The organism is Marinithermofilum abyssi (genome assembly GCF_014641195.1).
Taxonomy (GTDB): domain Bacteria; phylum Bacillota; class Bacilli; order Thermoactinomycetales; family DSM-45169; genus Marinithermofilum; species Marinithermofilum abyssi.
This window is the reverse complement of sequence record NZ_BMHQ01000004.1, coordinates 1-13,644: the sequence shown is the minus strand read 5'-3', so window position 1 is coordinate 13,644 and position 13,644 is coordinate 1. Positions and strand designations below refer to the sequence as shown.

11 protein-coding genes are annotated in these 13,644 nt (G+C 53.3%); 4 read left to right on the top strand and 7 right to left on the bottom strand.

The genetic code is table 11. From position 1 onward, the window contains the following. The first annotated feature begins 14 nt into the window (after positions 1-14). Entirely contained in the window at positions 15-1,094 is a 1,080-nt protein-coding gene (mnmH, locus tag IEW70_RS06330) for a tRNA 2-selenouridine(34) synthase MnmH (RefSeq protein ID WP_188647097.1), read from the top strand. Positions 1,095-1,218: 124 nt separating this feature from the next. Here the strand turns inward: mnmH and IEW70_RS06325 are convergent, their stop codons facing one another. The 3 genes from IEW70_RS06325 to IEW70_RS06315 are packed head-to-tail and all read right to left on the bottom strand — an operon-like array spanning position 1,219 to position 5,738. Then, the gene (locus IEW70_RS06325; RefSeq protein WP_188647096.1) at positions 1,219-1,653 is read right to left on the bottom strand and encodes an NUDIX hydrolase; all 435 of its coding nucleotides are present in this window, start codon (positions 1,651-1,653) and stop codon (positions 1,219-1,221) included. 24 nt (positions 1,654-1,677) lie between these two features. Then, on the bottom strand, positions 1,678-4,608 hold the full coding sequence (locus tag IEW70_RS06320) for an AAA family ATPase (RefSeq protein ID WP_188647095.1): 2,931 nt from the start codon (positions 4,606-4,608) through the stop codon (positions 1,678-1,680). Further along, positions 4,605-5,738 carry a metallophosphoesterase family protein gene (locus IEW70_RS06315; RefSeq protein ID WP_188647094.1) on the bottom strand — a complete coding sequence of 378 codons (1,134 nt, stop codon included), beginning with the start codon at positions 5,736-5,738 and terminating at the stop codon, positions 4,605-4,607. Before IEW70_RS06315 ends, IEW70_RS06320 begins: the two co-directional genes overlap by 4 nt. A 155-nt stretch (positions 5,739-5,893) precedes the next feature. On the opposite strand from IEW70_RS06315, the gene IEW70_RS06310 reads away from it, so the two are divergent. Next, the gene (locus IEW70_RS06310) at positions 5,894-6,376 is read left to right on the top strand and encodes a hypothetical protein (protein WP_188647093.1); all 483 of its coding nucleotides are present in this window, start codon (positions 5,894-5,896) and stop codon (positions 6,374-6,376) included. 72 nt (positions 6,377-6,448) lie between these two features. Here IEW70_RS06310 and IEW70_RS06305 read toward each other — a convergent pair whose 3' ends face one another. Then, entirely contained in the window at positions 6,449-6,832 is a 384-nt protein-coding gene (locus IEW70_RS06305) for a hypothetical protein (RefSeq protein ID WP_188647092.1), read from the bottom strand. A gap of 107 nt (positions 6,833-6,939) precedes the next feature. Continuing rightward, positions 6,940-7,416 (bottom strand): transcription elongation factor GreA, encoded by a 477-nt coding sequence (gene greA / locus IEW70_RS06300; protein ID WP_188647091.1) that lies wholly within the window; start codon positions 7,414-7,416, stop codon positions 6,940-6,942. 475 nt (positions 7,417-7,891) lie between these two features. On the opposite strand from greA, the gene IEW70_RS06295 reads away from it, so the two are divergent. After that, the gene (locus IEW70_RS06295) at positions 7,892-8,710 is read left to right on the top strand and encodes a CPBP family intramembrane glutamic endopeptidase (protein ID WP_188647090.1); all 819 of its coding nucleotides are present in this window, start codon (positions 7,892-7,894) and stop codon (positions 8,708-8,710) included. 3 nt (positions 8,711-8,713) lie between these two features. Here the strand turns inward: IEW70_RS06295 and IEW70_RS06290 are convergent, their stop codons facing one another. Together IEW70_RS06290 and IEW70_RS06285 are read right to left on the bottom strand one after the other, a co-directional pair. Next, on the bottom strand, positions 8,714-9,694 hold the full coding sequence (locus IEW70_RS06290; protein ID WP_229751858.1) for a 2-hydroxyacid dehydrogenase: 981 nt from the start codon (positions 9,692-9,694) through the stop codon (positions 8,714-8,716). 442 nt (positions 9,695-10,136) lie between these two features. Then, positions 10,137-11,945 (bottom strand): DUF2339 domain-containing protein, encoded by a 1,809-nt coding sequence (locus IEW70_RS06285; RefSeq protein ID WP_188647088.1) that lies wholly within the window; start codon positions 11,943-11,945, stop codon positions 10,137-10,139. A 509-nt stretch (positions 11,946-12,454) separates the two neighbouring features. On the opposite strand from IEW70_RS06285, the gene IEW70_RS06280 reads away from it, so the two are divergent. Continuing rightward, the gene (locus IEW70_RS06280) at positions 12,455-12,898 is read left to right on the top strand and encodes a ferritin-like domain-containing protein (protein ID WP_229751877.1); all 444 of its coding nucleotides are present in this window, start codon (positions 12,455-12,457) and stop codon (positions 12,896-12,898) included. Positions 12,899-13,644: the final 746 nt, after the last annotated feature.

Sequence of the window (13,644 nt, the reverse complement as noted above, 5' to 3'; positions counted from 1 at the left end):
AGAAGGGAACCTACTTGAAAGAGTTGCTGCCGGAAGAAGCATGGCACCTAGGGGATCTGCAATGGATCGATGTACGTTCTCCGAGAGAATATGAAGAAGCAACCGTGCCGGGAGCGGTGAACGTCCCTCTCTTTACCGATGAAGAGCGAGCCCTGATCGGCACGTTGTATAAGCAACAAGGACGTGAACCTGCCGTTCAAAAAGCGATGGAAATCGTTTCTCCAAAAATCCCCTCGCTGGTAAACCGCGTCTTGGAGGCATGCGGCGGAAAAACCCCGTTGATCTTTTGCTGGCGGGGCGGCATGCGCAGCAAAGCGGTGGCCTCTTTTCTCGATCTGGCACAACAACCGGTCTTTCGCCTGACGGGAGGATACCGCGCCTATCGCGAAATGATCGTCGACTGGCTGGAACATTATTCGCTTTCCAGCCGCCTGATCGTGCTGCATGGGCTGACAGGTACGGGCAAAACCGATATCCTGCGCCGCTTGGAACAACGCGGCATCCCTGTCCTGGACCTCGAATCCCTGGCCGGACACCGCGGTTCCGCGTTTGGCAACCTCGGGGATATTTCCCCCCGAAACCAGCGGATGTTTGATGCCCTGCTGTACCATCGCTTAAAAGCCTTGTCCGGTGCCCCTTTCATCTGGATGGAAGCGGAAAGCCGACGAATTGGACGGGTCCATCTGCCCGCTTTTTTAATCAGAGCCAAAGAACAGGGCATCCCCGTTGTGGCAGAAGCTTCCCTGGCCACCCGAATCCGCCGCATTGTGGAGACATACCATTGTGACCAGAACCATCCGGATCGGTTTCAACGTCAAGTTGCCGGGGCGTTGAGCCGGATCGAGCGCCGGCTGCCCCCTCCCCGGCGGCAGATGCTCCATCACCACCTGAAGGCGCAACGTTACGATGATTTGGTTAAAATCTTGCTCGAATCCTATTATGATCCACGCTATCGGCATACGCAATCTGCCTATGAAAAACAGGCACGCTTCCGTGTCTGCACGGATGATTTGGATACGGCTGTCCGCCAGTGCCAACGGATTCATCAGGAGCTGCAAAAAAAACCGTCCCCCGCAGTAAACAGGAGACGGTAAGTCCAAAGCTGCTGATAAATCTCTTCCATACAGTAACACTCTTTCCCGAAGATGGACTTTGCCAGCCACCTTGAGCACCAAGCCCTCTTTTCTATTGCTTGCTCCAAGCAGAAGGCCGGTTTTTTTATGCTCCCGGTGTCCGATAATCCCGGACAAAAGGCGCCGTCTGATTTGCAAACGCATCGCGGAGCCGATCCCGCATCAGCTCCCGCGTCACCAGCTTCATCGCTTCTTCCCTCGAATAGTAACCGGCCGCCACTGTTTCATCACCGGGCTCGGGACGGCCGCCAATCGGACGGCAGAGGAAAACGAGGCTGACGACGTGGGTGCCGCGGCGGCCGACACTTTTATAGACACCCACCAGGCGCTCCACCCGGACGTCGACATGGCTCTCCTCCTTTACTTCCCGGATGACCGCTTCTTCCAGGCCGTCTTCCAGTTCCACCACCCCGCCGGGAGGTTCCCAGCGCCCGTTGTCAGCGCGTTGGATCAACAGGACATGTCCTTCCCCATTAATCACAATACCAGCCGCAGCCACATGATGTTTCGGCAATTGCACGGCATACCATCCTTTCTCACAGGATTACACCACCTGCCGTACGAAAGGGATGCCCTCCTCTTCCATCACCCTTTTTTCCCGGCTTTGACAAGTACACAAAATCACCTGATGGTCTTGGGCCATCTCTCCCAAGATTTTGAGTGCCGGACGAAGTCGATCATCATCAAAGTGGACCAAACTGTCGTCCAAGATAACGGGTAAACGGAGGCCGCTGGTTTCGGAAAAGAAGTGAATCAGTGCCAACCGCATAGCGAAATACATTTGGTCCACCGTGCCTTGGCTCAGGTTTTCGACGGGTTGCCGGTCGCCGGTTTCCGGTGTAAACACACTCAGACTCAGCCCGTCTGCCGGATCGATCAGTAAATCCTGATATCTGCCGCCCGTTACGCCTGCAATCCACCTGGACGCATGAGGGGCCAGCCGGGGCGCCAAATCTTCCTGTACTTCCTGTACCGCCTCTTGCAACACTTCCCGTGCCGTCTCCAATGCCGTCCGTTCTTTCTCCAAAGCACGGACCTGTCGCTGGGCTTCTTGCCAACGGGTTTCCACGTCACCCAAGGGAGGCAGCTGACCATACCGGGTTCGAATCCGCTCCTCCAGCTTCAAGACCTCCGCCTCTTTCTCCCGGTAGACAGCTTCCGCTTCTTCCAGGTCCGCTTCGGCCCGGGCCAAAAGGTCACGGATATTTTCCCCTTCTTGCTCCTGATTCGCTGCAAAACCTTCAGACTCCTTCTCCAGCGCTTGCATTTCCTCCTGCACTTCCGCCAACTGGATATCCCAGCCTTCGCGCTGTTTTACCCGCATCAGCTCCTCCCATTCCTGCTCCAGGGATTCCAACTGACGGTTCAGGCGGTGCACTTCCCCGCTTCTTTCGAGCCATTCCGCCCACTCTTCCACATCATCGGTACCCAATCGTTCACTCCAGGCAGCTTCTTCTTCCTGTAAACGGTCCAAAGCCGCCAACAAGCGCCCTTCCTCTTCCTGTTTGGCAGACAGCTCCAATTCCAGCTTCTGCACCTGTTCCCGAGCAGCTCTCGCTTCATCCGCCATCCGGCTGATCTCTTTCAACCAACGCTCTGCTTCAAAGGAGCCCAATCGACTCCGGAATCGTTCACCCCAGTGTTCCAGTTCCTCCTGAAGTTCAGCGATACGGGCCCGGTATTCTTTGTCTCTTTTCTTGGCCGCTTCCCGCTCCTTCACTTTCAACCGTTGCTGTTCCACTTTCCAGTACAATTCGGCCGCGGATCCGGCTTGCCACCGCTCAAAAATGGCTTCCTGCTCCTGGATGATCAGTGCCAGCTCATCATACAATCGATGCAGCTGCTGTTTGATTTCCGCCGTTTGTGCCAGCAGTGAATCATAATCCAGTTCAGGGACATTCTGCCGATTATTTTTCTGCTCCTCTTTCAACCGCGCCCATTCCGCTTGCAAGCGCTGTTGCCGTTCCTGCCACTCTTGACGCACTTGCTGATCCAACAGTCGCTGTTTGCGGTAACGGAAAAAGGCAAATCCCGCAACACCAAGGGCCATCAGCCCCAGAACCGGAGCGTCCTTCAAGAGCAAGATCCCCAGCACCGTTGTGCCGATCCCGCCCCACAGCCAATTGCGGGAGGGGCGGGCCGGCTCATTTACTGTCACTTGTGTCGCTTGACGCAGGAAATGTTCCCGCTCCCATCCTTCCAGACGGGCTTTATAGGAATAGTGGCGGTCTTCCAGCTCGCGCCGGCGGCGACGGCAGTCTTCTTCCCGTTCCTGGAGCTCCTGCAACCGTTGATGATCCTTTTCCAACCGCATCGCAGTCACTTTTTCATCCATCGTTTCCTGAGCCACCGGGGTGATCAAGCTCTGCTGCAACCGCACGACTTCTTCCAGCAGATGCCTCTGCCGCTCCATTTGGGAAACATCCTCCGCCAAAAATCCCGCCTGCTCCCGCCGGACTGAAGCCAGCTTTTGGGCCAAGTCGTTCCGCTCTTCCCGCAAGGTTTCCAAACGGATACGAGGCACTTCCCGTTCGTTTAACAGTTTGTTCATCGCGTCCATTTCCTCGGGAGACAACACAACCGGGGGAGCCAAATGGTCCCGCTGTTCCTTTAAGGCAGCTCGTTTCTTTTCCAACTCTCTCAATGTCTGCTGTTTATAACTGAAGTGCTTTTGTTTCTCCTGCAAAGTAGCCAGCCGGTCCTGCAAACGGACCTGCTGCCGCAGCTGGTTGGCCCGTTGACGACAGGCCTCCCACCGCTTGGTTTCTTCCGCCAGCTCCTGCTGCATACGGGATAAACGGCGCTGATCTTTCCGGAGTTCTTCATAAGAAGCCCGGAGATCCCTCAGATTTTTCTCCAGCACTTCCACCCGGTTGACTGCGGCGCCGTAAGGTTTGCTGCGAGCCAGGGGAGACTTGCCGATCCGTTGAATCTCCTGTTCCAAGCGTTCCAACACCGGTGCCAGATCCTGTTCCTCGCCCTGGGTCACCAGTTGGCGGATGCGATCTACCAATTGTTTTTCCCCCGCCAAGCTGTAGGGAGAAATATAGGCGACACGCAAAAACAGATTTCGGTTCAGCCCGATTAACTTTTCCAGCAGATTGCGATCCTTTCGTCGATCCAGAGGATATAGCTCTGTTAAGTCGCGCCCGGTTTTTCGATCAACCAACTGCTCACGCTCTTCCTCCCACAGCAGATTGCGGATGATGCGGTATTGCTTTCCCTGAAGGGAAAAGTCTACTTCACCGCCGTAATGGCGACTCTCCCAGGGAAGGTAACGGTCATAGTGATCCGCTTTTTGCCGGCGGGAGATTCCTTCTTTTTTCACCCCGTACAACAACGCCGTCAATCCGTGAATCAGCGTGGATTTTCCGGCTTCGTTGGGTGCCTCGAACAAATTGAGCCCGGGCTCCAGTTCAAACGTGCGGTCCACATATTTACCGAATCCCCGGAAGTAGATCCGTTCCAGCTTCACTTGTGAACCACCTCCGGTGTCAACAACGCTTCCAACCCTTTGTACAAGGCTTCTTGCAGCATTTCTTTTTCTTCCTCGTTCGCTTGTTCGATCCGGGCTTCCATCCGCCGGACAAAAGCGCCTGCCACCCCGTCCGCCTCCCGCAAACGTTCCACATCAAAGTCGGGCACGGACTGATCCATACATTCCGTGTAAAAGAATCCTTGCTGGCGAAGTCGAAGTTCCAGCCAGTCGGAAGCATAGACGATTTCCCGAGGCCGCCTGCCCTGAAAAATCAAGCGGAGATACGCTTCCCGGCGGTCAGCGGGGATGTTCTCTCCGATCCGTCGCAGCAGCTCCTCTTCCGTCTCGCACCCTGTCACATCTATATGATAAATTTCGTAACGACGCGTGTGCACAGGCACGGCCTCCCAGCGGATTCCACCCGTGTCCAGACGTCCGACGGTGACGGTTCGTTCCCCGGTTTCCTTCCAACGCAGCGCCTCCGGAGACCCTGGATAACGGACGACCGTCTTCCGTTCATTGGCCAACCGATGCGTTACTGCCTGGTGAATGTGACCCAACGCCACATAATCCATCTCCAACGGGGCCAACTCCTCCATCGACAGCGGAAAATAGGGGGATGCCTCCTTTCGGTGGCCCAACGTCCCGTGAACCAACATCAACCGCCGTTCTCCATCCTGCCCATTTTCGGGCAGCGAGCTCTCTCTTTCTTCCATATCCGCAAACCCCTTGCCGTACAGGCAAAGGTCATACTGAGAAAAGGAATGGGTCTCCCATTTCTCTGAAAAGATGTGTACGTGATCCGGCCACTTGACCGTCCGGTAAAAGGAGTCTGTCCGATAAGGATCATGATTGCCGGGAGCAATCAACACCTGAACATCCGGAATGCGTTCCAATTGCTCCATCACCCATTGCACGGTGGAGCGATTCACATATTCGTGCTCCAAAAAATCCCCGGCAATCAGGAGAAACTGCGCCTCTTTCTCCTTCGTTAAGCCGACGATGCGGGAAAATGTTTGCCTGTATTCTTCCCGGCGCAGCAGCAGTTGTTCTTCATTCCCTTTCCATCCTTGCACCGGCAGATCCAAATGGAGATCTGCTGTATGTACGAAGGTGACGGGTTTCACTTCAGTCCCTCCCCATGTTCCTTTCCATTTCTTTTCTTTTTGTAATATGAGGAGATATACGGGATCCCGAAAAAACATTCCGGGAGAAAGCGAAGGTATGTTTCCTCTGTATTCATTACACAATAAAAATAGCATGAGTCAAAGGAGAAAGTACAATGAACCGAATCAAACGACATAAGCGTCTGGCCCTGTGGGTCGTGTCTGCTGTGATGCTGTTCGTCCCGCATGCCACGGGATGGGCCGCTCCGCCGGCGCAAATCCCGGCGGTAAAAGGCTATCGTGTCCAGTCTCAGTCGGAACAGCCGGTTCCCGTATCCGGCATCGCCAAGGGAGAATTGGAACGGGTGTTGGGAGAGATCACGCAGATGTCCGGCATGCGCTCGCTGCAGATGCCACCCCGGTATTGGGTGTTCCGCTTTCCATCCCCCGTCGTTCTCAATAGTTCTCCCATCGGCCATCCCGTGCGGGAAGTAGCTGTTATTCCGCCATCCTCTGCCACGGACGAACCCCGCCTCTTGGTGAAAAACACCCAAAACCAATGGGTGGAATACAAAACCGCCCGCCCCTTGTCCGGACTGCTGAGTCAAATGAGAGGACAAGCGGGACATCCTCATCTGGAAAAACTGAAGCATACGTGAAAAGAAGCCCGCAGCCGACTGTGGGCTTCTTCCATTGAGCATGAGGATTCAGCGCTTTGAATGGACATTCCTTCAGTCGCTTTGCACCTCAATCGTCACCTGATCTTTACCCAATCGGTGGACAGGCTCCGGTTGGACGGCTCCCGCTACAGAGATCATCAGGAGTACATGGTCCACCTGCTCATAAAAGGCCTGAAAGAATTGCCACGTCTCATCTTTCCAAATTTCCCCTGACCACAAGGTTTCCTGTTTCTCGACCAGCTCAACGGACAACTCTCCCGCCGGAGTGCTTCGAATGCGCAACTGAAGAGCGGGTGTGTTTTTGGACGCCAACCAGTCCCTCGCCTGAGCCGCCGATGGTTCATCATCAACATCCAACGCAGCGAAGGGATACGGCTGTTGTTCATTCTCCTCGTATCCGCCGATCAGTAATCCGGCTTCACGACATCTCAGCATGGCAACTCCCTCCTCCCTATCAGCTTATCATGCCGCCGCCCGCCTGGGGAGTAAGAATGCGTAAACGATGAAATGAAAAAGACCGCGCCTGTGCACGGTCTTCCCTGTTAATCGATCGAGATGATCTTGAATTCAATCGTGCCGGAAGGAGCAGGCACCCGGACCGTTTCCCCTTCCCGTTTCCCGATCAGCTCCGCACCGATGGGAGACTCGTTGGAGATCTTGCCGGACAACGGATCGGATTCCGCGCTGCCCACGATGGTGTACGTCTCTTTTTCTCCTTCGGGCATTTCTTGAATTGTCACTTTGGTCCCTACACTGACAAAGTTTTTATTTTGATTATCCTGGTTGATAATTTTAGCGTTGCGCACCATGTTTTCCAGGGTGACAATCCGGGATTCGATAAAGGCTTGTTCTTCCTTTGCGGAATCATATTCCGCGTTTTCACTCAGGTCTCCTTGCGCAATGGCCTCTTTCAGCCGCTGGGCCACTTCCGCCCGCTTCTTTGTTTTCAACTCTTCCAGTTCCGCTTTTACTTTGGCCAGACCCTCTTCCGTCAATAACACTTCTTTTTTCTGCGCCATACCGATTCCTCCTTATGAAAACCACAGCAATCCGTTGTTGTTCACCCTTCAGTAAGCCCTTACACGGCGGAATATCCCGCATGTGAAAGTTCGGCAAATCCATGCTTGTTTGTTTAAAACTTATTCACAGCAGACCGTTTTCATCCAGCCTCGGATTGTATCCATACAGGGTGAATGAATGAAAATGTATTCACCAAATCAAAAGCAAATCCCTGCCGATGGCCGAGATTTTCCGAAAGGCGGTTGTTTCAGAAGGGTTTTGTTCAAATACGGGGAAAACAAACATATTAAGACTTCCCTGACACCAACCTTTGTACTCCATTTACCTGCCGAAGTGGTTTTCAAACGTCATTCCGGCTGATGAGGTCCTTCTTTATTCACGGACTGAGTGATATATTATCACAAATACTTCCACCATAAAAGGGACAGCGGAAAAATCCCGACAACTGCCTGTTCCTCCGAGAGGAGAAAAACGATGACACACGGATGGATCATCCTGGCAAAATTGATGGTTGCCGTTGTAACGGCGATGGTTACAGCCGTTATATTTTCCCTGCTGGCAGTCCTTTGGTTTCCCTTGGATCAAGCTGCCACTCCGTACATTATAGCCCAAAATGCAGCCTTTACAGCGACAGCGTTGGTCTTTTGGCGCCGGTGGGAAAAACGGAGCCTTCGGGAAATGGGTTTTTCCCCTACGCGAATAGCTCCCTCGGCGGGAGATGGCAGTATGCTGGGATTGTTCCTGATCGGCGGTACGTTTCTCTGGCTGTGGCTCACTCCATGGCTGAGTGTGCAGGAGATGAATTGGAGCCCGGCCATTTGGAACCGCCTTGGTTTGTCTGCCGTCACGTTTTTCTGTGTCGCCGTCGGAGAGGAAATCTTCAACCGCGGCTATATACAGGGACTTCTTTTGAAGCGGACCGGGCCGGTAGTCGCCATTGCCGGATCATCCTTCGTGTTTGCTTTGCTGCACATGCAAAATCCCTTTATCGCCCCGCTGCCCCTGTTGAACCTGCTCCTGGCGGGAATCTTGCTGGGATGCGCCCGGTATGTAAGCGGCAATCTCTGGTATCCGATCGGCCTTCATCTCACATGGAACTGGACACAGGAAGCGTTGTCCCTTCCGGTTTCAGGTCTTCACCTGTCCCCCCTGCACCCGGTTACCGCTGCGGAAACCGGTCCGGATTGGATCACAGGCGGCCCCTTCGGGTTGGAAGGAGGACTGGCCGGAACCTTGGCCATTCTGATCGGGATCGGGTGGATTCTAAAAGGGCATCGATCCCAACGAACGTGAGTGTTACTGCCATACCTCTTCATTGACCAGATGGGGCGGCCGTTCTCCTCTTAAAACGGCCAATGTGTTTTCCGCTGCCAACCGGGCCATTTCATTGCGGGTTTCCCAGGTGGCGCTCCCCAAGTGCGGAGCCAGTACCACATTGTCCAGCCGCTTCAGTTCCTCGGTCACATGGGGCTCCCGTTCAAAAACATCCAATCCGGCACCGGCGATCCATTTTTCCCGCAACGCCTCGGTCAGCGCCCTTTCATCTACCAGCGCCCCCCGTGCCGTATTGATCAAAAAAGCAGAAGGCTTCATCAGACGAAGTTGTTCTCGACCAATCAGATGCCGGGTTTCATCCGTCAACGGTGCATGCAGCGAAATAAAGTCCGCCTCCTGCAACAATGCATCCAACGGACGGTAAGAGACACCCCATTCCTGTTCCTCCGCTTTCCCCAGTCGGGTGCGCGAATAGTACACCACTTTCATGTCAAACCCTTTGGCCCGGCGAGCTACTGCCCGTCCAATCCGGCCAAAACCGATCACTCCCAACGTGGAACCCGTCACTTCTTTCCCCAGCAGTAAAGTAGGGGACCATTCGCTCCACTTCCCTGCACGGGTATATTGATCCGCCTCCGTCACCCTTCGGGCGGCGTTCATCAGCAGCGCCCACGCCATGTCCGCCGTCGCATCTGTCAGCACTCCCGGTGTATTGGTTACCGGGATCCCTCTGCGGGTGGCCGCAGCGATGTCAATATTGTCGTAACCCACAGCATAATTGCTGATCACCTTGAGATTGGGATTGGCGTTCATTACCTCTTCATCGATCTGTTCCGTCAGGGTAGCAACCAGCGCGTCTTGTCCTTTGACCGATTGCAACAACTCGGAACGGGACAGCGAACCTTCCGTGGAACCCACAGTCACATCGCACGATTTCCTTAGCATATCCATTCCTTTTGGAAGCAATTCCCTCGTGACAAAAACCTTTGGTCGAGTATTCACCGACTCTCCCCCTTGTTGCTTCATTATAGATAGTGAGCGGGAAAACCCAGCCCTTTAGGGTGGGAATGAAAGCGAGCGTCGGACGAGGGAGGGTGTAACCCCTCTGGCAAGTCCGACAAGATTTGGTATCTTTCAGACACGAGCGGAAACTCGAACCGAATCATATAGGGTTGGCAGGAGGAATCCGTCCTGCCGTAAAATGATTCTTGTCGAGTAGTCGATGGAGGCTCAGCATTTCTCAGGCTTGGACGGAGCCTTCGAGAGAGGGTAGCGGGTTGCCGCAATAATCCGAGCAGCCCACCGCGCCCGTAGGAAGTGCCCTTGGTGTGCTTTAGCCGTGTGGAGCAAGTCACATGGAGACACCAAGGGATATTCACCCGTTTGCCCCCCTACGAAACCAAACACGGTTTGCTGAATCTAAGCTGTCCGCAAAGCGGTTGTTTCACAGGTGATGTTGAAACCCGTCTTTTCTTTTTTGATACACATAGGATACGACCAGCAGAACCGTTCCAAAAAGGAGAAACGCCAGTATCCGGTACAAAGTATCTAGGAACGAGAGATCCAACAGCACTATTTTGAGAAGGGTTATCCCGAACAAGCCGATCGCCGACAAGCGGAACAGGCGTTGTTTTCGCCACATCCCCAGAACCATCAACAACACCGAATACAGGGTCCACATCCCTGACAAGCTGAGCTGGTACCTATTCAGCCACGAAGTATAAAGCGGCGAACCGCTCTCCAGATCATCCATCCGTGGGCCAAACCAACCGTTTACTTCCGCCGTGCAACCCAAAAAACCGAGCAAGGCCAAAGCAATACGGAACGCCGTTCGCCACCAGCGACTCTCTCGATCCGCCAATACCCGGCTTCTGCGCGCTGCATCGACCATTACTCCCATGAGAAACAGAAGGGACAGGGTACGCCCATTGAAAAGAAACGGGGCATCCGCCAACGGATCCAACCCGGTTTCCGTCAACCACCCTGCCGCTGTCAGCCCCAAAAACACCCGGGCTGTCCGCCACAAATAAGCGGCTTCCATTTGAACGGCCTTACGGTGAAGAACTCCCGCACCCACAGCCCACAGGATCAGCGTCAACCAGCCGTCGGATAACCACAAAAGGACACACCCCAACAGCGACACGCTGTAGATAATATAGAGCCGGTGCTCCCAGCGACCGGCATCCAACCGAGCCGCCCAGCCATACACACCTGCGGCCATTGCATACCACACGGCTGACGCCCAATCGGGTGAATCAGCTAAAGCCAGAGCAGTTCCGCCCGTCCAGAATAACGCATTGACTACTGATACGACACGGTGCAGGGAGACATAGCAGCTCTTCCCTGCTAAAATCCACCGTTCCCAACCGAGTAACATCAACCAATACGCCGTTAAAAAGCCCTCTTTTATCCCTGCATTTCCCGGCAGCCATTCAGCCAATAACCAGCAGATGACAACCCCCGCTAAAGTAAAGGGGCTGAGTAACTCCCACCGCTCTCCCTGCTTCGACAACCAGAGCAATCCCGCAGTTAAAATCAGGATATAACCTAGCAACCCTGCCGCATGGCTTTGATCACCCGCCAGCATAAAAGGGGTTAAAAAGCCGCCGATTCCCCCGATAAAGGCCATGGCCAGCGCCCGATAACGAAAGGCGTGCACCAACGCCAGCACCGTCACTGCGGACATCAAACCCAACGCCATCCACTGAGGGAGCAGCTGATACCAATTGAAGGAAGCATAAACGGAGCTGTATAAAACAGCGATACCGGCACCACTGATCCCCTGTCCGAAAACACCCATCCCTTTTCGCTGCCACTTCCCCCCGGCCAAAGTGAGCAGCACACCAACCGCCCCGCCCAACAATACCCGAGTTCCTTCCCCGATCCATTCATGCTTGAATGCATATTGCAGGAAAAATACCATGCCCGCAAAAAGCATCACAGAACCGATCCGGTTGAGCAGCTTGCCGCCGATAAACAGTTCCCAGCTCTCTTTCCAACGAGGTACCGAGGGAAATAATGGTTCCACGTGCTCATCGGAAGCCGGGAACTTCCGAGAAGTTTCCGATGGTCGAACCGACGAAGGCTCCAAGGGCGGTGACGGCACCTGAGGTAGCTGTTTCCATTCTTGTTCCAGCCGTTGCAGCTTGAATGCCAGTTCCCGTTGCCGGATCAAGAGATACAGTACACATCCGCCCAACACAAAAAAGCAGAATAATAAGAGCACTACCCATGCAATCAACCAGTCCATCATATGGCCTCACACTCCTTTCATCATTCGATAAAGGAAAGAATTCTATCCCTCCCTTTATATTCCTTTTTATAGGGGTAGAACCAGCAACTAAAATGACGGAGCTTGTTAGGGGAATGGATTGTTCCATCCCGCCAAGAGAATTAGTTCCATTTCCGAAATGAAATTCAACACACCGGATCGCTCACACTAACTGTATATATTAAACGGATCTCGGAGTATCCCCTTCTTGTCTGTAATCCCTGCTCCCCTCAAATCATGCAGGGACACCCACAACCAGGAAACGACTTTACTTTAAAAAGGATACGGCAATGAGTCGCAAAATAGGGAGCTATGCTGAAACGAGTTTTTTTCGACCATAACTTTAGCGAAGAGGGATACCGATTCCATTCCCCACGGACCCAGCATACCATGGGCAAACTAGGCGCACTTCCCGAATAGGGCGACATATTATGTAGCGAAACAATCGTCGAAAGAGAGGGAAGCTGGTGAATTTCCTACCCTATTTATACATCCGGGCGGAACGGATCACTGACTTGATTCAAGACATCGCCAAAGCAATTAACGGCGAGTACAGTGCGATTTCCTGTTACGCCCAATTAGCCGAAATGGCTCCCACCGAGGAGGAAAAAAAGCAGATCCTTGAAATCCGTGGGGATGAGATCCTTCACTATCGCGAATTCTCCGCCATTTATACACGATTAACCGGGAGACAGCCGACGCCACGGATCACAGAGCTCTGCCCAGAAAACTATTGTCAGGGTTTACAGTTCGCTTTCAAAGACGAACAGGAGACTGTGGACTTTTATTTGGACATCGTGGACAAGGCGAGGGATCCTCATATCAAAAATCGGTTCCGTCGAGCGGCGGCGGACGAACAGAACCACGCTGTTTGGTTTCTTTACTATTGGACGAGGAACGGCTGTCCCCCAAAAAAACAGAAGGAGCCTTATTAGGAGGAGCAGCATGTCTCTCAAACGGTAGGATCAAGGAGAAAAGCTGCGGTAAACATTTGGGTAACCTACTTAAAATACAGAGTGGATATCACTTAGTTACAGTTGATCTTTAACCACTAGTCAAAATGGCTCGGTATAACAAATAAACCCTGGATTCCAGGGTTTATTTGTTATACCGGCATATCTTCGAAATAAGGAAAGCGCTCATCCCTTTCCCAGGATTCCACAATATAAAGCGCCTGGGGATAGGGAATACCTCGACCCATGAGGAAAGCAATGGCATTTGTTTGATAAAGTACGTGGCGTAGGGAAAGTCCAGCGGAATGTTCAATAATTCCGTGGTAAACCACTGGGGATACAGCATGGAGGACCGAATAACCTGGGGGCACGGTATACAATGAGATTCCCTCCTATTCTTAATTAGGATCAATATATTCCTTTCGCCCAGATGGGTTCCATGTCCAAAAAAATGTCTTCCCCCCAGCTCCGCAGGAAGTTCGGGATATCAGCATCACTAGGGTTCGGCGATCCCCGTGTACGGGAATCTCGTTTGGGTACTTAAGAGGGTCTTTTACCGATTACCCCCACGCTAACCGTATATATCGCGGGTATCTCGGACTAGTGCGACGTGAAAGTCGCTTGGGTAATTGCTTCGCAATACGATGAAGCCTGTTGTTCCACCAGCAGTATCCTAGGCAGATCGGCGATGAGGTAACGAACCGTCGAGAGCCTGCCGACAATGTACC